This window comes from Algoriphagus sanaruensis, from assembly GCF_001593605.1.
GTDB classification, from domain to species: domain Bacteria; phylum Bacteroidota; class Bacteroidia; order Cytophagales; family Cyclobacteriaceae; genus Algoriphagus; species Algoriphagus sanaruensis.
On the sequence record NZ_CP012836.1, the window covers coordinates 106,221 to 124,343 of the forward strand.

An 18,123-nucleotide genomic window follows, 5' to 3' on the forward strand; every position below is an offset into this window, starting at 1 on the left:
TTTTTATCCTTCAAAGTCCGAGAAACTTTAACTCATCTTTGAGGCTCAAATCTTTGTGTTTGATTTCCTGCCGCTCGATTAAGCTTTTTTCAGAGGAGAGTCTATTCCAACTGACGGAGTGTGCGTGGTAATCTTCTTCCCATTCTAAGGTTCCTCGCCATCCTTCTTGCCTTAGGCGATTGACAATTAATTCCTGAATGGTCCTCGCAAGTTGATTGACCGACATGTTTTCAGGCAATTTGACCAGGAGATGGATGTGATTACTTAAAATACTGAAGGTTCCTTGCTTATCCTCTATTTGCTCAATATAGTCCAGAATGGCCTGTCGAATGATCAGGATACAGCTGGTATCAAAAATCTCCAAATGACCTTTGGTACTAAATACCAAATGGGTCCAAATTTCTGAATGTCCTGATCGCATAACAAAGGTTTTAGGAATTCAAGGTAGACATTAATCCCTGAATACCAAGAATTTTCAAAATATAATTTCCTGAATTTCAAGAAGTTTTTAAACAAAAAACCCGATCAGCAGTTTGATCGGGTTTCTATTAACCACAACTAGTATTAATCCAAAATTGGAACAATGGGTTGTCCGGTAGTACCATTAGGCATTCGAATACCTAACAAAATTGCTAAGGTTGGAGCAATATCCGTTACCGTGGTGTATTGAGCACTTTTTCCAGATTTGATTCCCCATCCATAGAACGCGATCGGAACATGGGTATCGTAACTATAGCCAGAGCCATGGGTCGTGCCTCGGGCTCCGCCTACCAGCCATGCTGGTTCCAAAATCAACAACACATCCCCTGAAGCTTTATGATTATAGCCCATTTGTAATAAGTGAGGTCGGCCTTGCACAAACTCTGATTTGCGCAAATCCGAAGCAACATAAGCTTCTTTCACCCCCTTCAGTCGAAGGGAAAAATCTGCGATTTCACGTTGCATTTTTTCAAAATCAACACCTTTTTCCCTAGCTAGATCTTTATTCAAAAAGATCTGCTCATTGGACATATTCAAAATCCAGTTGCCTTCCCCATACATCGCGGTGGTAAATCCCTTAAGCTGCCCCAGAGCTGCTCCTGAATTAAAATTTCCTGCCGGGATATGTTCGCTCAACATTCGGTTGGGAACATCTGCTACAGCATGGTCTGCAGATATAAATACCAAGTATTCTCCTTTCCCGATTTCCTTGTCCAAATACGCAAACAGCCTTGCCATTTCCTGATCCAATCTCAAATAGGTGTCTTCAATTTCTACCGAAGAAGGTCCAAAACGGTGACCGATGTAATCTGTACTTGAAAAACTTACCGCTAAAAAGTCGGTCACATTACGTTTCCCTAATTCTTCTCCTTCAATGGATGCCAAAGCAAAATCCACGGTCATGGTATTTCCAAATGGAGTAGATGCCACGAGCTCATAATTTCCATTATTCTCTCGGAGTGCCGCTAAATCATACGGAAATGTAGGGGTATCCTTTCCAATAAAAGGAGCCTCGAAATCATTATTATCTGGAAGACTATGCGTGTAGCTATCGATTGGGTAAAGCGTGCTCCAAGTCTTAGAAAGGTAATCGTCTGGGCGTTTTTGAGCATTAAACTTAGCTACCCATTTGGGTAAAGCTTGGTGATAATAGGTGGAGGTCATCCATTCTCCATTCTCACCGTCATACCAATACGCATCGCCAGTATGCCCTGCTGGCAAGCTTGCCCCACGATCCTTGATCGCAATTCCGATCGCCTTAGATTGTTTTCCATTGGAAAGCCGAAGCTCATCGGTAATAGTGGTGGTCAATAAATTCGCTGGACTGATTTTTCCACTTTCTGGAGTACCGCCTACGTTTGTGACCGTAGAGTCTTCCGCGCAATAAATGGAACGACCCAATGATCTTACGTACCAGTTATTCCCAATTATTCCATGAGTAGCGGGAGTTGTGCCAGTATAAACTGAAGCGTGACCTGGCCCTGTGTAAGTCGGAATATAATTGTAATGTCCATTGGTCATCATAAAGCCTTCTTGCACAAATCGCTTCAAACCATCCTCTCCATATCGATCTGCAAAACGGTAAAAGTATTCCTGACGCATTTGGTCGACGATAATACCCACCACCAACTTTGGTTTTTCAGCAGGGGCTTGAGCTCTCAAAAGCGGACTCCCAAACATCAAGAGTAGGGCTGTGACAACTAATTTTCGCATGAGTTTTTATTTCTGTGAATCTCCAAAGATAACTATTCCCAATCGCTCAAAGGTCATGAGTTTGTTAAGAGGTCGTTAATTGCAAAAAATTACCTGAATTATGGAGAGGAAATGAAATCCAGATTTCAGGGTTTTTCCATTTTCTTTTTAGCTTTATCCGATGCATAAAACGCCTTCCCTTCGACTTTTCATTAGCATATTCTTTTTGGTACTTGGGGTAAAATCCCCGGAAGCAAAAGCCCAAGGTTCCTATCTTCCGTATGATCGGGACTACTATCATCAGCTCGAACGCTATGAAATCCTCTCCGGAAAAACCAGTTCCTTGATCAATACGGGTTTCAAACCTTATCGACGCGATCGAATCGCCCAATTTGTGGATAGCCTTACCAATCAATCAGTAATTCAAACTTCTGCTGACCGATTTAATTTGGCCTATTTGAGTCAGGACAATTGGGAATTTAGTGCTAATGAAACGCCTGCATCCAAGTCTCCTTTTCTAAAATCTTTGTACCAAAGACCCGGAGATTTTGCGCATTACGTAGGAGAAGATTTTGGGATTCACCTGAGCCCTGTCATTTACCTCGCTGGAGGAGTAGAAACGGAACAAGACCGAAAGCCTGCACGATTGACCAGAGGGCTTGTCGTTCGAGGCTCAATTGATAAAAAGGTCGGATTTTTCACCTACCTGACTACCACCGAGACTTTTTTTCCAAGTTGGGTAAAAGACTATGCCCGTTACTATGGAGCAGTTCCTGGAGAAGGCTTTTGGAAACAATACCAAACCGAGGGCTACAATTACTTCTCCGCCATGGGTCATTTCAATTTTCACTTGACCAAAAGCATCGAGTTTCAAGTGGGCCATGACCGAAACTTTGTTGGCGAAGGGTATCGATCCTTTCAACTTTCGGATTTTTCCAATCCGTACATGTTTGTCAAAATCAACACCAAGGTGTGGCGATTTCAGTTGACCAATTTATGGTCACAACTGACCGCGGATGTATTTTATGATCGAGGAAGACCTACCGACGGGAGATATCCTCAAAAATATTTTTCCTACCACCGGATTGGATTCAATGTCGGCAAGGCGATGAATCTGGGATTTTATTCCTCCGTGATGACGGACAAAGTCAACTTCAACTATTTCAACCCAATTGTCTTTTATCGTTGGGTGGAGCAGCAACAAGGCACTCCGGACAAGGTTATGTTGGGATTGGATGGCAAGTGGATGTTCCGTCCTGGCATGGAACTCTATGGACAGTTTGCCTTGGATGAATTCGTCTTCAATGAGTTTTTTGGAATCGACGGAAAAGGCTCCAAGCGCAACAAATATGGGATTCAGGCAGGATACAAATACATCAATGCGCTTGGGATTTCAAATCTGGACTTGCAATTGGAATGGAATCAGGCTAGGCCCTATACCTTTCAGGAAAAATTTGATTATCAATCCTATTCCAACTGGAGAATGCCGCTCACCCATCCTCGCGGAGCTAATTTTCGAGAGTTCTTGGGAATCCTACGCTACCAACCCCTCCCAAAACTCCAAGCCCGATGGATCGGCATGTACCAAAAATACGGGGCAGATGAATCTGGGGAGGTAAACTGGGGAGGTGATGTACTTAAAAACAGACTTCAAAACAGTCCAACCGGGCTTTTTGGAAATTTCATCGGTCAGGGCATCGAAACCCAAGTGATTCAGTCTCAACTTTCTGCAAGCTACATGGTCAAGCATAATTTCTTCATTGACCTTTCTCACACCTTTCGGCGACGCACCGCACAAGATTTAAATGCACCGCAAACCAGTCAATTTGTGGAGCTTGCTTTTCGTCTCAACTTTATACGTCCAGACTATAATTTCTAGGCAGAAGTATTCTTCACTTAGGCATTTCAAATGGCTTCCTAACTCGAATGAAAGGGGCCATGGGCTTTTCCCAAAACAGGCTCGGGCAATTTTACGTAACTTGCAGGCAAACTTGACCCGGTTGATTTGATGAAGACCTACCTTCGGATTCTGTCTTATGCCCGACCATTCGGCAGATTTGCTCCGATTTATGTGATTTATGCCTTTTTAGCGATTGTATTTGGCTTGCTCAACTTTACACTCCTAAAGCCACTTTTTGATGTGATTTTCGAGCAGGTGGATCCTGCCACCTTAGAAACCTACCGGGAAGCACCTGAATTTTCCTTTTCCATCGACTATTTCACCGGACTATTCAACCATCAGTTTTTGGTGGTTCAAGACACCCATGGAAAGATGGGTACTCTGGTCTTCGTTTGCATCATCATCGTAGTTTCGGTCTTTTTGTCCAACTTATTCACCTACCTATCAGGAGTCGTTTTGGCTAAAATCCGTGCTGTAGTGATTAAGAGAATGCGGATGGACATCTTCGAAAAAGTCAGCCAATTGCATATCGGTTATTTTTCCAATGAACGAAAAGGTGACCTTATGTCCAAAATGACAAATGATGTTCAAGAGGTAGAAAACACCATCGTCCAATCCCTTCGAGTGATTTTCAGAGAGCCGGCCACGATCATTCTTTATTTTGCAGTGCTCTTTTTCATGTCGGTCAAACTGACCTTTTTCACCATTCTAATCATTCCGATTTCGGGAGCAATCATCGGAGGAATCACCAAGCGACTTAAGAAACGTGCCGTTCAAAGTCAGGAATCTTTGGGCCGAATTGTGAATATTTTGGAGGAAAGCTTGGGTGGAATGCGAGTTATCAAGGCATTCAATGCTGAGCGATTTGTCAGTGGGAAATTTGATTCGGAGACCGATTACTATTCCCATGTCAATGTGAGCATGGCCCGAAAAAATGAGTTGGCCTCGCCGATTTCCCAATTTCTTGGGGTATCCGTTGTCGCTGGGATTTTGGTATACGGAGGCAGTTTGGTCTTGAGTGGACAGTCTGATCTGAGCGCCTCTGATTTTATCACTTACATCATCATATTTACCCAAGTACTCAATCCTGCCAAGGAAATCTCCCGAGCAGTAAGCAGTATTCAGCGAGGAATTGCCTCTGCAGAGCGGATTTTCCAGGTGATCGACACCCCATCTCAAGTCCAATCCCCAGAACACCATGCACCGCTTCCGGGATTTTCACAGGAAATCAAATTTAATCAGGTCAGCTTTGGATACGGAGATCAGCCAGTTCTTCAGGACATTGAGTTCACCTTGAAAAAAGGAAAAACCATCGCCCTTGTTGGACCATCAGGCGGCGGAAAATCCACCCTTGCCGACTTGGTTCCTCGATTTTATGATCCAAGCTCAGGGAAAATCACATTAGACGGAACAGACCTCCGAGACTTTAAAACCGCAGATTTACGAAGCTTGATGGGAATTGTCACTCAAGAATCAATTCTCTTTAACGATACCGTTTTCAATAACATCGCCTTTGGAATTTCCGGTGCCACAGAAGAGCAGGTAATCGAAGCAGCAAAAATCGCTAATGCACACGTCTTTATTTCCCAGCTTGAAAATGGCTATCAAACCAATATCGGTGATCGAGGCAGCAAACTTTCTGGTGGACAACGTCAACGTCTAAGCATTGCGCGAGCGGTACTGAAAAATCCTCCGATTCTTATCCTCGACGAGGCCACCTCTGCATTGGATTCCGAGTCCGAGCTCTTGGTCCAAGAAGCTTTGACCAAATTAATGGCCAACCGGACCACCTTAGTCATTGCTCACCGACTCAGTACGATTCAGCATGCCGACGAAATCCTTGTAATCGAAAAAGGCCGCATCATCCAACGTGGAAATCACCAAGACTTGATGCAAATGGAAGGACTTTATCAGAAACTTTCATCTATTCAGGCTGTTTGATACTTTAGTGAAACCCAAAATCCCTGCCCCATGAAATCCATCTCGTTTTATTTAACCCTAGCCCTACTGATTTACTTTCTGGTGTTTTTACTCTTTTTCATCTTTTTTGATGTATTGGGAAGCACCTTTGGAATGGATCCAATTACTCCAGAATCAATGGTCAAAATAATGTTGGTGGGTTTATTGATTTTCTTTGCCTCCTGGGCGACTTCAGGTATTTATCGTAAAGGGCAAGCCAATGAACTCCAAAAACTAGAGCAGGAATTAAATGGAGTAAAGGCAAAACTCTACGACTTAGAGCATCCTAAAGGAACTGAATCCAAGTCTTCTTCGGCTCCTAAAAGCTCAGAAGAAGGTGGTGGAATCCTAAAACCAAGACAAAATTTCACTAACCAATAAAGATTTAATTTTAGCAACCTTGTATATTCAGGAAACCAAAATCGGTTTCCTTTTTTTATTCATCATGGTAGCAAAAACTTTTGGAAGCGCGGTATCTGGCGTCGACGCCAACCTAATCACCATCGAAGTCAATGTGGGACAGGGCACGAGCTTTTACATGGTGGGTCTTCCGGACTCCGCAGTTAAAGAATCTCAACAGCGCGTGGAATCCGCCTTGAAGTATTTCAATTTCAGGATGCCCCGCCAAAAAATCGTAATCAACCTAGCGCCGGCAGATATCCGAAAGGAAGGCTCAGCCTATGACCTACCGATCGCTATGGGAATCCTTCAAGCCTCCGAGCAGGTCAGTTTCCCTGAGTTAGAACGCTACATTATTATGGGGGAACTTTCCCTCGACGGGAACCTTCGCCCGATCAAAGGTGTGCTGCCCATTGCAATAGAAGCACGCAAGAAGGGATTTAAAGGATTTATTCTTCCTCTGGAAAATGCCAAAGAAGCTTCCATCGTCAATAACCTGGATATTATCGGCGTGGAATCATTGGACCAAGCAGTGGATTTTCTTCAGGGTACTTTGGACATTGAACCCCTGGTCACCGATACTCGGGAGATCTTTTACCATTCCTTGGAGGAAAGTGAGTTTGACTTTGCGGATGTGCAAGGCCAGGAAAACATCAAGCGTGCCATGGAAATTGCCGCTGCAGGAGGGCACAATGTAATTATGATCGGCCCTCCCGGAGCGGGGAAAACCATGCTTGCCAAACGGCTCCCTTCGATTCTTCCTCCACTCACGCTACAGGAGGCACTCGAAACCACCAAAATTCATTCGGTCGCTGGCAAATTGGGACGCAATGGTTCCCTTCTCGCGCAGCGCCCTTTCCGAAGTCCCCATCATACGATTTCCGATGTAGCCCTCGTTGGCGGGGGTGGTAATCCCCAACCTGGAGAAATCTCGCTCGCGCATCATGGGGTCTTGTTTTTGGATGAACTTCCGGAGTTTAAACGGACTGTTTTGGAAGTCATGCGCCAACCTTTGGAGGAGCGGAAAGTGACCATTTCTCGAGCCAAAGTATCGGTGGATTATCCGGCCAACTTTATGCTGATCGCAAGTATGAACCCTTGCCCTTGTGGCTATTACAACCACCCTGAAAAGGAATGTGTCTGCGGACCGGGAATCGTACAGCGCTACCTCAACAAGGTCAGCGGTCCTTTACTCGACCGCATCGACCTGCATGTGGAAGTGACGCCGGTGAAGTTTGACGAAATGACTTCCACCCGAAAGGCCGAGTCCAGCAAGGCCATCCGGGAGCGGGTGATTTTGGGTAGAGAAAAACAAAAAGTACGCTTCCAAAACAATCCTGAAGTGTATTGCAATGCAATGATGCCTTCCCATATGGTCAAGGAAGTCTGCCAAATCAATGAGGCCGGAAAGACACTTTTAAAAACAGCTATGGAGCGACTAGGGCTATCTGCCCGCGCTTATGATCGAATCCTAAAAGTAGCTCGAACCATCGCAGATATTGCAGGAAGCGATTCCATCAAAGTCGAACATCTTGCCGAAGCCATCCAATATCGAAGCTTAGATCGAGAAGGCTGGGCGGGGTGATGCTGGAAATTTCAAAATTCAGATATTTAATTCTACCCAATGTGATTAATATTCAATTTTGAATTGCTAAGTGGCAACCTTAGCCTTTGGCGACTTTTCTATTATCTTCCCTCCCAGAATCACCCCTTCATCCTTATGTTTCGGAAATTGCTACTTCCCTTGGTTGGCAATAGGCATTTCTTTCCTTTTAGTTATTGGATTTTACGTCAGGCCAGAACCCTCGCTTTTGGAAATCTCTGGGATTTCCACACCAATGGAGAACTAGAGGCTGTTACCTTTTCCAATCAACGTTTTCCTATCCGTGTTTTGGTAGATGTAGGAGCCAATACTGGAGCGTATTTTCAGGCAGTCAGCCCACTCTTCACCGATCAATCGACCGAATTCCATCTGTTTGAGCCCTCTCCACAGACATTTTCTCAATTAGTCCAAGCCTCGGATCAGGGTAGAAAGGTGATAAAAAATCAACTTGCCTTAGGCAAATCTAGCAGTAAAAAGGTGCCGTTTTTCAATCATCCAAATCCCGTCTATTCGGGATTTCATTCTGACCATTTAAGTGAAAGTAAGGCCATCGAGGTGGAAATGACCACTCTAGATCTGTATGCAACAAATCATGAGATCAATCAAATTGACTTCTTGAAATTGGATGTAGAAGGCCACGAGTTTGATGTGCTGCTAGGAGCAAAAACCCTCCTGGAAGAAGGGAAAATTAAGGCGATTCAATTTGAATTTGGCGTTAACAATCTCCAATCAAGGACGTATTTCAAGGATTTTTTTGACCTGCTTTCACCCGACTTTGACCTATTCTTGATTCAGCGTGGAGGATTGATTCACCTCCCTACTTATGAATTTGAATTGGAAGCCTTTGGGAAAGTTTCGAATTTTCTCGCAATCCAAAAATCTATCCCTCAAAGCTGATACACCATTCCCTCAGCGCACATTTCAACAGGAAAATCAGGCGTTTGCACTCTCAGGGAGTTTTCCAGCATTTCATCCAATTGCTCGTCTGTTCGCATTGGTTCATGGTGAAAAATACCCAATCGCTTCACCCGACACATCTTTCCGAATAGGATCGAATCCCGCACCGAGCTATGCCCCCAGCCGATCTTGCCGGTATATTCCTTCGCAGTGTAGCTTCCATCATGAAAAAGTAAATCCACTCGATCCGCCAAGTCAAAGCCACTTGTCCAATTGGGATCATTCGGAAAATCCGCTGCCCCAAGTTGGAGCTCATGATCGGGAAGGTAAGCCAAGGAAGTCTTGCCCACTGAAACCCGGTAGCCCAATGTTGCCCCAGGATGACAGACATAGGCGGACTTCACCGAGAAAGGACCGATTTGAATTTGCTCAGAACCCAGTTCGTGAATATGAGGATGGACGGGGAGTTCACTGAGTTTGACAGGAAATAAAGGTGGAGAAAAGTAGCGCTGCAGTCGATTGACCAGCGGATCACCATCTACCGCAGGACCATAGATATGCACCTTGACTTTAGGATTATAAAGTGGAAGGAAAAATCCCAAACCCAAGGTATGGTCAATATGGAGATGAGTTAATAGAATATGAATCTCCGACAAATCCGGAGACAAAAACTTACCCAGACGCATGATTCCCGAACCTGCATCCAAGATGAGTTGACTTTTCTCATGCGTGATTTGAACACAGGAAGTATTTCCTCCATACCGCAAATTTTCTGGACCAGGCGAAGGCAATGAGCCTCGGCAACCCCAAATTTTCACTTTCATAGGCCCTTTCTCCAAAAAATAGCCATAGCACCATAAAAATGATTGGATCTTCCGATGATCGGAAAAGCCGAAACAGAAATGGAAATTCGTTCCCCCTTCAGACTATCAATATAAAAATCTCCATGATGCGGCTTTTGGGTGTTTAGCGTCTTGACCAAGGGCAAATCATCTTGCGCTAACAAGTCCCCATTTTCATCCTTTGGAACAAAAACGGTTGCCCATTCTTCGATTCGCATTCCTCCCGTGTCACTAAATCGAAGGCCTAAAATACCTTCTGCTTGATCGTTGTAGAACAGTAGATTTCCCGCTACATCCACTAAAAAAACGGGCAAATTCAAACTATCGCCAAACTGTCTCGCCAAAATAAGTTCTAAAGATTGTGCTGGCATAAAATTTTACGTCTAAAAACTTCAAAGAAGATAAAAAGAAAAATTCATACTTAAGCTTCAGATATTCTAAAAAATGAGCATCTTAAATCCATCTAACAAGTCAACCCCTTCTTATGAAATCCATCTTTTTAATTCTCTTCTTGGGTTTAGTACTCCCTAAACCCTGCTTGGCTCAAGAGGCCCAAGACCGAACGTATATCCAAGAGCTCGTAAAACAAAGTGAAAAACAACGTAGCACTGGACTTAAGATGATGGCCTTTGGGGGTGGAGCAGTTGCCTTGGGTCTATTATTAGCCGCATCGTCTGATGATTGGACAGATGGGGCATTTGGAGGAGGAATCCTATTGGCAGGTGCGGGATCACTGACGGCCTTGATCGGAATTCCGGTTTTAGCAGGATCAGCCAACAAAGCCCGAAGAGCAGCCAGCCTTTCCATTACTACCGCTCGATTAGCTCCAGCTCAATCGGTATATCGTTCTTCAGGAGCGATTCCTTCACTCACTTTTTCACTTCCACTTAACTCCAAGAACCGATGAAACAGGCGATCTGCATCTTCCTATTTTTAGCACTCCCATTTCTTGGACACGCACAATACCAAGCGGAACCAACCATGCTTCAGAAGGATCTGGCTATGAAATCGGAACGGCAGTTTAAAACAGGAAAAATATTCATGCTGGGAGGTACCGGCTTGATTGTATTGAATTCCGTCATCCCTTACCGATACAACTACAATACCGGCAGAAGCAATGAAGGACTCCGATCAACCTTCGGAACGTTGGGTAGTATCATGCTCTTTACCAGTATTCCGTTTTTCTTGGAATCAGGAAGCAATGGACGGATGGCGGCAAAGCTTTATTTGGACAATCAGGCACTACACTCCCCAGTACATCGCGAACAATTTCCTGCCCTCCGTTTGCAAATCCCCATTCGAGCGCGTTAGTCTCCAAAAGAAATTCCCAGCCCTTTAGCGGCTTTGACCAAGGTCCCTTCGGGGTCTACGATATTGTATTCTTTGATGGCTTCTTGGATAGATACGGAGGAATAATCATTGTTTTTCAAAATGACGATTTGACCAAACTTCTTTTCCAACACCAACTCCATGGCTTTGACACCAAAGACTGAAGCAATGATTCGGTCAAAAGCGACAGGAGTTCCTCCACGTTGGGTGTGGCCAAGGACGGTTTCCCGTACATCCGCTTCTAGTCCTGCATCTTTCAGTTGCTGACTGAGTGTAAAACAAACACCTCCGAGTCGAATGGCATTTCGCCCTTCTTCACCTTTGGAGGCCGTGATAGTTCCGTCTTTAGCTCGGGCACCTTCTGCAATAACGACATTGACAAAGCCTCTCCCATTATTATAACGACTTCGAATTTTTTCTATCACCTTATTCAAATCGTAAGGAATCTCCGGAATCAGACAAATCTCCGCCCCTCCCGAAATCGCGGTATGCAGCGCAATCCACCCTGCATTTCTTCCCATCACTTCCATAATCATCACCCGATGGTGGCTATTGGCAGTAGTCACCAATCGATCAAAGGAATCTGAAGCGATCTGCACTGCAGTTTGAAATCCGAAAGTAAAATCTGTTGAAGAAAGATCATTATCGATGGTTTTGGGCACGCCGATAACGGGCATTCCTGACTCAAACATCGCCTGAGAAATTGCTTGAGAACCATCCCCACCGATATTGACTACCGCATCAAATCCCAACTCCTTCAGGCGTTTCACCAAATCGGGAATTCGATTGATGTATTTAACCGAGCCATCGGCTTGTTTTACCGGGAATTTGAGGGGATTTCCTTTGTTGGTTGTACCGATGATGGTTCCGCCAAGAACATGAATCCCCGCAACCGTCTTATCATCCAATCGCAGTAATCGGGCGGGTTCTTCCATGACTCCATTAAAGGCTTCATAGCTTCCCCAAACTTCCCAATCTCCCTCCTGAGAGGCTCGCTTCACAATTCCACGTATTACCGCATTCAGACCAGGGCAGTCACCTCCACCTGTTGCTACCAAAAGTTTTTTCATAGTTAATCAAATTAAATAGGCCTCAGGCCAAAATTCCCAACTCGTAATTCCCTATTTTAAAGGGATAAGGATACTGATTCAATATAGCCAAGAATTTGGTAAGCTTAAGTGAAATCTTTAGTCAAATTCATGATCAGCCTTCTAAAATCCAGCCTTTAATGATGAATAAAAAACTCACTGAAACCCGTCTCAAAGAAATGTCGGATCTGGAATTGATCCGTCGGGCAAAACAATTTTGCAGGAAATATGAAGTGAGGGACGGAGCGGACTTTGAACTGAAAAAAGCAGTAACTAAGCCGCCTAAGGATTTTAGTAAGGAGGATTTACCCTTGGTAAAAGAGGCCTTAGAACAGGGTAAATCTGCCCTTTCCAAACTGCAAGAGGTGCTTTATGCGCAGGATAAATGGTCCCTTTTGGTCATTTTTCAAGCTATGGATGCGGCTGGAAAAGACAGCAGCATCAAACACGTCCTCTCAGGAATTAATCCTCAAGGCTGTCAAGTCACCTCCTTTAAGGCTCCGAACTCGGAGGAATTGGACCATGACTTTCTCTGGAGATGCAATAAAGCCCTGCCTGAGCGGGGTAGAATTGGAATTTTTAACCGCTCCTATTACGAGGAGGTATTGGTGGTGCGGATTCACCCGGAATTTCTCGAAAAGCAAAAACTACCTCAAAGCCTAATCACAGAACACATTTGGGAAGAACGATTGGAGGACATCCGACACTACGAAAAATACCTCAACCGCAACGGAACGAAAGTGCTTAAGATCTTCCTGAATGTATCCAAGGAAGTTCAAAAAAAGCGGTTTATCGAACGAATCGAAGAGAAGGAAAAGAATTGGAAATTTAACTCGGGCGATATCGAAGAGCGGAAACATTGGGAAGAATACATGAGCGCTTATCAAGAAGCTATCCGCGCTACCTCCACCCTAGATAGCCCTTGGTATGTCATCCCCGCGGACAATAAATCCTATGCTCGGATTGCTGTGGCATCTGCCATCATCAAGGCTTTGGATGAGATGAAACTCAAACTCCCTAAACTTTCAAATTCCGAGCAGGAGAAGCTTCAGGATTACAAGAAAATCTTATTGGAAGAAAAATAAAAAGGCCTCCCATTATATCTGGAAGGCCCTTTGGAATGTTAAATGTCAAATTTGATTCCTTGAGCGAGTGGCAAAGCTGTGGAGTAATTAATCGTATTGGTTTGTCTCCGCATGTAGGCTTTCCAAGCATCCGAGCCTGACTCACGCCCTCCGCCAGTTTCCTTTTCACCACCAAATGCACCCCCAATTTCAGCTCCTGACGTTCCGATATTGACATTGGCAATGCCACAATCCGAGCCGACATGCGATAAGAAAGCTTCTGCCTCCCTCATATTCAAGGTCATAATCGCGGAGGAGAGTCCTTGAGGCACTCCATTGTGAAGAGCGATCGCTTCAGGCAGGATTTTATATTTAATGAGATAGAGAATAGGGGCAAAAGTTTCATGCTGCACAATCTCGAAGTGATTTTCAGCTTCGTAAATAGCTGGAAGCACATAACATCCTGATTCAAAGCCTTCGCCTTCTAAGACCCCTCCTGCTACTACGGCCTTGCCACCAGAAGCTTTGACCTTTTCGATAGCGGATAAATATGCATTGACTGCATCCCGATCAATCAATGGCCCCACATGATTAGTCTCATCCAGCGGATTACCAATGACTAATTTGGAATAAGCAGATGCTAATCTGGATTTTACTTCTTCGTAGACATTTTCCTGAATGATCAATCTGCGGGTTGAGGTACAACGCTGTCCGGCTGTCCCTACCGCACCAAACAAAGCTCCGCGAATTGCCATATCCAAATCGGCATGCTCAGAGATCACAATAGCATTATTGCCTCCCAATTCTAAAAGGGATCTTCCCAATCGCTCGGCGACAGTTTTACCCACAATTTTTCCCATTCGGGTGGATCCTGTAGCAGAAATCAAAGGAACTCGTGAATCTTGAGTCATCCATTCTCCTACTTGGTAATCTCCCACAATCAGAGAGGAGATTCCCTCAGGCATTCCGTGTTTTTCAAAAATAGGCGCTACAATTTTTTGACAAGCCAAGGCAGACAGAGGCGCCTTTTCGGAGGGTTTCCATATACAGACATCCCCACATACCCAAGCAATGGCAGCATTCCAAGACCAAACCGCAACTGGAAAATTAAAGGCAGAAATAATTCCTACGATGCCAAGTGGATGCCACTGCTCATACATCCGGTGGCCGGGTCGCTCAGAATGCATCGTCAATCCATACAACTGTCTGGAAAGTCCAACCGCAAAATCACAGATATCGATCATTTCCTGAACTTCCCCGAGTCCTTCTTGGTAGGATTTCCCCATTTCATAAGAAACAAGCTTTCCCAAATCGGCTTTGACCTCTCGAAGAGCGTTACCAATTTCACGAACAATTTCCCCTCGACGAGGAGCAGGCACCTGTCGCCAGATTTCGAAGGCTTGCTGGGATTTGGAAACCACCGCCTCATAGCCATCATTGTCCGTTACTTGAATTTCAGCGATCTTTTTCCCATCAACTGGTGAATAAGATGCCAAATAGTTGGATTGAGAATTGATCCACACCTGACCGGTGGAGGTTCCTGGATTTTGGGAAGAAATCCCCAATCGGTTTAGGGATTCCTGAATTCCGAAATTAGAAGACATAACAATGTGGGTTGATATTCAGTAGGTCAAAGCTAAAAAAAACCAAACGCCAATCCGGCTACTTGGCAAACATTCTATTCAAAATATTAACCGGATTCAATCGAGAAAACCCACGGGTAAAATTTGGACCAGGCTGAATTCGATACACAAAATTCAACCGATAATTCCCGGTGGATATACTAGGATCTAAACCTGAAATTTCAGCCAAATCAAGGTTTTTGAGTACATAATTGACATTTATTGAAAACCGAGTATGATTGTAACCGGCAAATCCACGGAACAAATACCCAGCTCTTCCCTGCCAATTTTGAGTAAATCGATTTTGATCTCCTTCAGAATAACCCAAGGAATAGCTCCCAGAAAATGCTCCAGTGAGAAAAAATCCTTTTCCAAAAACCAAGGTTCCCACCACCCCAAGCGAGGGGCCAAACTGGAAGAAATCTCCTCTCGAAACTACCGGCTGCTGATCAGCTTTAAATAAAGAATCTCCAGAAATCCGGACTCGATAGATCCCAAAACCAGCCATTGGGGAAATTGCCGAGCGAAGTTGTAACTGAGATTGATCTTTGGCAGCAGCCATGGAAATACGATCCCCACCAAAGACATATTCGGCATTTCCACCAAATTTTCGAACCTCCACATCCTCGCGGAGGATCTGGCTCTCCGATTGGTCAGGTACCAAAATGTAGCCGTTGTAAAACTGCCCGAAAAAGTCAAAATTCCAGTATTTGGTATAGCTGTGGAGCTGGAGATCAATATTTGGTTTCCAATCCTTTTGCCGAGTCGGGTTCAAAAATCCCCAAGGTATTGCCAGGTTAACGGTGAGCTTTTGGAAACTTATCCCTAAACCCATGTGCAAGCCGGAATTGGGCTCATAGACGGGCATGTCTTTTCCCAATTGGAATTCGGTAAACTTATGAGAAAAGTAAAATCGCAAATTGAGCTGATCTGAAAGATCTCGATAATAGAGAAAGGTAGAATCAGATTCCAATAAAGAGGTAGCCCATGCCTGGAAACTAAAGGCCATGCTAAAAACCACTACCAAAAGGACTCGATGTCTCATGCACTCAAACCTACTGGATTTGGATGATTCTTCAAGAATCTCTGGGTTGAGATTTCAACAAAAAAAAAGAACCCCAACCGTGGTTGAAGTTCTTTTCAAAATCTAAAGAGTTCGAAAAATGGACTCTTTTGGAATCTCAAATAATTGAAGAATATGAGAAAAGTTGTTAATCACCTTCTCGAAGCTAGAAAATTATTAATACTATACAAATTTTTTATAGGACTTTTTTTCGTCTTTTTGAAAATAAATCAAGCTTTTTAAAGATTCAAATTACATATAAATGAAAAGTAAACTTACCCTCATAAAAATGCAGGGACAGTCGAAGTTGAAAAAGTTTGAGGATTCCTGAGTTTTGTAGTTAGCACTGGAATTTTTCAGACTTCGATACAAGATTCGACCAGCAATTGCCGAGGAATAATTTTTTAAAACCAAGGCCTTGTCTTCAACCATGAAAAATTGCCCAGTAATTTTTTCACAGATTTTCGAGTGAATTTCATCGGTCTTTGAGAATTAAATAACTTAGCCCAATGCATCCCCAGCCGCTCGTTTCTGTTGTCATTCCCTGTTACAACCAGGAAAAATACCTGAAAGAAACCGTTGAAAGTGTTCTAAAATCCAGCTATACATCCTTCGAGATTCTGATCGTAAATGATGGGTCTACGGATCATTCTCTCGCCCTCGCTCAAAATTTAGCGGATCAGCATTCATCGATTTGCGTTCTTTCCTTTGAAAATGGAGGAGTAGCAAAGGCCAGAAATCTAGGCATTCAAGCTGCAAAAGGATCCTATATCCTACCCTTAGACGGGGACGATTTAATTCATGAAAATTACATTGAGGAGGCAGTCAAAATTTTAGAGCAGAAGCCTTCCTCCAAAGTGGTGTACTGTCAGGCGGTGAAATTCAATGAACAAGGTCAAAAACCTTGGAAACTGAAGCCATACAGCAGATACCAACTTGCCCGAGACAATATGATTTTTGTTGCTGCCCTATTTCGGAAATCAGACTGGGAAAAAGTAGGAGGATTTTCTGAGGATATGAAAATGGGACGTGAGGATTGGGAGTTTTGGATCAAAATGCTAAAAGATGGAGGAGAAGTTTACCAGTTGCCATTTGTCGGATTCTACTACCGACTTACCCCTACAAGCAAACGCAAAAAGACAGGTACGAGTCAGAAAAAACGCGAGCGAATCGCCTATTTAAATGCCAAGCACAATGATTTCTTTCAAGAGCAATTGAATGGCCCTCTCCGGATTCAGCGAACCTGGTCCAAACCCTACAATACCCTCATGCGATGGCTAGGCCTCTTGTGATTTTGTTTTACATTTAAGCCCTCAGAGTCACCTTCAATCTCCAGTACATGTCACTAAAATCTACTTTCAAGACACTCTATAAAGACTTTCGAATCTCCCTTAGTGCTTCTGAAAACCCGCTTTTCATGGCGTTTTATAAGCATTGGTACAAACCAAAACCTGGAAGTCTTTCGGATTTTCTTTCCACCTATTCCTTGAGTAAAAAAGGAGATTTTACGGTGATCCAAATCGGAGCAAATGATGGAATCACCAATGACCCCATCCATAAATTCATCAAAAGAGATCGATGGAAAGGGGTTCTTTTGGAGCCACAGCGCTCGGTTTATGAACAATTTCTTAAAAAAATCTATCAGAAAAACGAAGGCTTACATCCCATTTGCGCAGCAATTGGCGAAAATGACGGCATGCAAAAGCTTTACAAAATCGGATTTAGCGAGGATCGTTGGGCGACAGGGCTAGCCTCTTTTTCCAAAGAAAAAGTAGAGGAACTTTTTGAAAATGGCGTAGTAGAGACCAACTGTCGGAAATTTGGAATTCCAATTCCAACTGATCCTGAGAGACGAATCACCTTTGAAGAAGTCCCAGTGGTAAGTCCAGCCACCTTGATGAAAACCTATCAGCTAAATCGAATTGATTTGCTTCAGATTGATGCTGAAGGATTTGATCTGGAAGTGATCCGAATATTTGATGTACCAAAGAGTTTACCGCAAGCCATCATTTTTGAAAATGTCAACCATGAACAACATGAACTGGACATTTGCTATGCTATGCTTGAAGCAAACGGGTATCGACTCCGTAAATTTGGAAGAGATACCTTGGCTGTTTATCAGCCATCAGAAGAGCTCAGTCGTTTTTTTAGCTAATTATCCGGTTGATTGAAGGCAAAATCAAGT

Annotated in this window: 17 protein-coding genes; 10 read left to right on the forward strand and 7 right to left on the reverse strand. The window is 43.8% G+C overall.

The annotated features are described in order from the left end of the window. Nucleotides 1–10 precede the first annotated feature (10 nt). Entirely contained in the window at nt 11–421 is a 411-nt protein-coding gene (locus AO498_RS00510) for a transposase (protein ID WP_067542216.1), read from the reverse strand. Nucleotides 422–564: 143 nt separating this feature from the next. Continuing rightward, nucleotides 565–2,193: an alkaline phosphatase PafA gene (gene pafA, locus AO498_RS00515; RefSeq protein WP_067542218.1), complete on the reverse strand. Its 1,629-nt coding sequence runs from the start codon at nt 2,191–2,193 to the stop codon at nt 565–567. A 160-nt stretch (nt 2,194–2,353) separates the two neighbouring features. Here pafA and AO498_RS00520 point away from each other — a divergent pair, with 160 nt between their 5' ends. The 5 genes from AO498_RS00520 to AO498_RS00540 all read left to right on the forward strand — a co-directional run bounded on the left by AO498_RS00520 (nt 2,354) and on the right by AO498_RS00540 (nt 8,930). Next, the gene (locus AO498_RS00520; RefSeq protein ID WP_067542221.1) at nt 2,354–4,051 is read left to right on the forward strand and encodes a hypothetical protein; all 1,698 of its coding nucleotides are present in this window, start codon (nt 2,354–2,356) and stop codon (nt 4,049–4,051) included. 129 nt (nt 4,052–4,180) lie between these two features. Continuing rightward, nucleotides 4,181–6,013 carry an ABC transporter ATP-binding protein gene (locus AO498_RS00525; RefSeq protein WP_067542224.1) on the forward strand — a complete coding sequence of 611 codons (1,833 nt, stop codon included), beginning with the start codon at nt 4,181–4,183 and terminating at the stop codon, nt 6,011–6,013. A gap of 30 nt (nt 6,014–6,043) precedes the next feature. Continuing rightward, nucleotides 6,044–6,412, forward strand: coding sequence for a hypothetical protein (locus AO498_RS00530; protein ID WP_067542228.1), 369 nt, complete (start codon nt 6,044–6,046; stop codon nt 6,410–6,412). A gap of 64 nt (nt 6,413–6,476) precedes the next feature. Beyond that, the gene (locus AO498_RS00535; protein WP_067550151.1) at nt 6,477–8,015 is read left to right on the forward strand and encodes a YifB family Mg chelatase-like AAA ATPase; all 1,539 of its coding nucleotides are present in this window, start codon (nt 6,477–6,479) and stop codon (nt 8,013–8,015) included. 135 nt (nt 8,016–8,150) lie between these two features. Next, complete coding sequence (locus AO498_RS00540) at nt 8,151–8,930, forward strand: FkbM family methyltransferase (protein WP_067542231.1); 780 nt, start codon at nt 8,151–8,153, stop codon at nt 8,928–8,930. On the opposite strand, the gene AO498_RS00545 is transcribed toward AO498_RS00540, so the two are convergent. Both AO498_RS00545 and AO498_RS00550 read right to left on the reverse strand, forming a co-directional pair. Continuing rightward, a complete protein-coding gene (locus AO498_RS00545; protein ID WP_067542234.1) occupies nt 8,921–9,754 on the reverse strand; it encodes an MBL fold metallo-hydrolase in 834 nt (277 codons plus the stop codon). The two genes, AO498_RS00540 and AO498_RS00545, sit on opposite strands and share 10 nt — an antisense overlap. Next, a complete protein-coding gene (locus tag AO498_RS00550) occupies nt 9,751–10,143 on the reverse strand; it encodes a transcriptional regulator (protein ID WP_067542237.1) in 393 nt (130 codons plus the stop codon). The genes AO498_RS00545 and AO498_RS00550 overlap by 4 nt, the downstream gene beginning before the upstream one ends. A 113-nt stretch (nt 10,144–10,256) precedes the next feature. Between AO498_RS00550 and AO498_RS00555 the strand changes: the two genes are divergently transcribed. Both AO498_RS00555 and AO498_RS00560 read left to right on the forward strand, forming a co-directional pair. Continuing rightward, complete coding sequence (locus tag AO498_RS00555; protein WP_067542239.1) at nt 10,257–10,679, forward strand: hypothetical protein; 423 nt, start codon at nt 10,257–10,259, stop codon at nt 10,677–10,679. Then, complete coding sequence (locus AO498_RS00560; protein ID WP_067542242.1) at nt 10,676–11,083, forward strand: hypothetical protein; 408 nt, start codon at nt 10,676–10,678, stop codon at nt 11,081–11,083. The genes AO498_RS00555 and AO498_RS00560 overlap by 4 nt, the downstream gene beginning before the upstream one ends. Here the strand turns inward: AO498_RS00560 and AO498_RS00565 are convergent. Then, the gene (locus AO498_RS00565; RefSeq protein WP_067542245.1) at nt 11,080–12,171 is read right to left on the reverse strand and encodes a 6-phosphofructokinase; all 1,092 of its coding nucleotides are present in this window, start codon (nt 12,169–12,171) and stop codon (nt 11,080–11,082) included. The genes AO498_RS00560 and AO498_RS00565 overlap by 4 nt on opposite strands. A 158-nt stretch (nt 12,172–12,329) precedes the next feature. Here AO498_RS00565 and AO498_RS00570 point away from each other — a divergent pair, with 158 nt between their 5' ends. Next, complete coding sequence (locus AO498_RS00570) at nt 12,330–13,274, forward strand: PPK2 family polyphosphate kinase (protein ID WP_202814235.1); 945 nt, start codon at nt 12,330–12,332, stop codon at nt 13,272–13,274. Nucleotides 13,275–13,312: 38 nt separating this feature from the next. On the opposite strand, the gene amaB is transcribed toward AO498_RS00570, so the two are convergent. Next, complete coding sequence (amaB, locus tag AO498_RS00575; RefSeq protein ID WP_067542247.1) at nt 13,313–14,857, reverse strand: L-piperidine-6-carboxylate dehydrogenase; 1,545 nt, start codon at nt 14,855–14,857, stop codon at nt 13,313–13,315. Nucleotides 14,858–14,915: 58 nt separating this feature from the next. Further along, nucleotides 14,916–15,920, reverse strand: a complete 1,005-nt coding sequence (locus AO498_RS00580; RefSeq protein WP_082792167.1) for a DUF4421 family protein — start codon at nt 15,918–15,920, stop codon at nt 14,916–14,918. A gap of 527 nt (nt 15,921–16,447) precedes the next feature. Here AO498_RS00580 and AO498_RS00590 point away from each other — a divergent pair. Together AO498_RS00590 and AO498_RS00595 are read left to right on the forward strand one after the other, a co-directional pair. Next, nucleotides 16,448–17,230, forward strand: a complete 783-nt coding sequence (locus tag AO498_RS00590; protein WP_067542257.1) for a glycosyltransferase family 2 protein — start codon at nt 16,448–16,450, stop codon at nt 17,228–17,230. A gap of 47 nt (nt 17,231–17,277) precedes the next feature. After that, entirely contained in the window at nt 17,278–18,093 is an 816-nt protein-coding gene (locus tag AO498_RS00595) for an FkbM family methyltransferase (protein WP_067542260.1), read from the forward strand. Nucleotides 18,094–18,123: the final 30 nt, after the last annotated feature.

What these genes read in the sequence shown, in the direction of transcription:
- AO498_RS00545 (WP_067542234.1), bottom strand. Translation starts at nt 9,754, where the DNA reads ATGAAAGTGAAAATTTGGGGTTGCCGAGGCTCATTGCCTTCGCCTGGT.
- AO498_RS00520 (WP_067542221.1), top strand. Translation starts at nt 2,354, where the DNA reads ATGCATAAAACGCCTTCCCTTCGACTTTTCATTAGCATATTCTTTTTG.
- AO498_RS00595 (WP_067542260.1), top strand. Translation starts at nt 17,278, where the DNA reads ATGTCACTAAAATCTACTTTCAAGACACTCTATAAAGACTTTCGAATC.
- AO498_RS00550 (WP_067542237.1), bottom strand. Translation starts at nt 10,143, where the DNA reads ATGCCAGCACAATCTTTAGAACTTATTTTGGCGAGACAGTTTGGCGAT.
- AO498_RS00555 (WP_067542239.1), top strand. Translation starts at nt 10,257, where the DNA reads ATGAAATCCATCTTTTTAATTCTCTTCTTGGGTTTAGTACTCCCTAAA.
- AO498_RS00530 (WP_067542228.1), top strand. Translation starts at nt 6,044, where the DNA reads ATGAAATCCATCTCGTTTTATTTAACCCTAGCCCTACTGATTTACTTT.
- AO498_RS00590 (WP_067542257.1), top strand. Translation starts at nt 16,448, where the DNA reads ATGCATCCCCAGCCGCTCGTTTCTGTTGTCATTCCCTGTTACAACCAG.
- AO498_RS00535 (WP_067550151.1), top strand. Translation starts at nt 6,477, where the DNA reads ATGGTAGCAAAAACTTTTGGAAGCGCGGTATCTGGCGTCGACGCCAAC.
- AO498_RS00570 (WP_202814235.1), top strand. Translation starts at nt 12,330, where the DNA reads ATGATGAATAAAAAACTCACTGAAACCCGTCTCAAAGAAATGTCGGAT.
- AO498_RS00525 (WP_067542224.1), top strand. Translation starts at nt 4,181, where the DNA reads ATGAAGACCTACCTTCGGATTCTGTCTTATGCCCGACCATTCGGCAGA.
- AO498_RS00540 (WP_067542231.1), top strand. Translation starts at nt 8,151, where the DNA reads ATGTTTCGGAAATTGCTACTTCCCTTGGTTGGCAATAGGCATTTCTTT.
- pafA (WP_067542218.1), bottom strand. Translation starts at nt 2,193, where the DNA reads ATGCGAAAATTAGTTGTCACAGCCCTACTCTTGATGTTTGGGAGTCCG.
- AO498_RS00560 (WP_067542242.1), top strand. Translation starts at nt 10,676, where the DNA reads ATGAAACAGGCGATCTGCATCTTCCTATTTTTAGCACTCCCATTTCTT.
- AO498_RS00565 (WP_067542245.1), bottom strand. Translation starts at nt 12,171, where the DNA reads ATGAAAAAACTTTTGGTAGCAACAGGTGGAGGTGACTGCCCTGGTCTG.
- AO498_RS00580 (WP_082792167.1), bottom strand. Translation starts at nt 15,920, where the DNA reads ATGAGACATCGAGTCCTTTTGGTAGTGGTTTTTAGCATGGCCTTTAGT.
- amaB (WP_067542247.1), bottom strand. Translation starts at nt 14,857, where the DNA reads ATGTCTTCTAATTTCGGAATTCAGGAATCCCTAAACCGATTGGGGATT.
- AO498_RS00510 (WP_067542216.1), bottom strand. Translation starts at nt 421, where the DNA reads ATGCGATCAGGACATTCAGAAATTTGGACCCATTTGGTATTTAGTACC.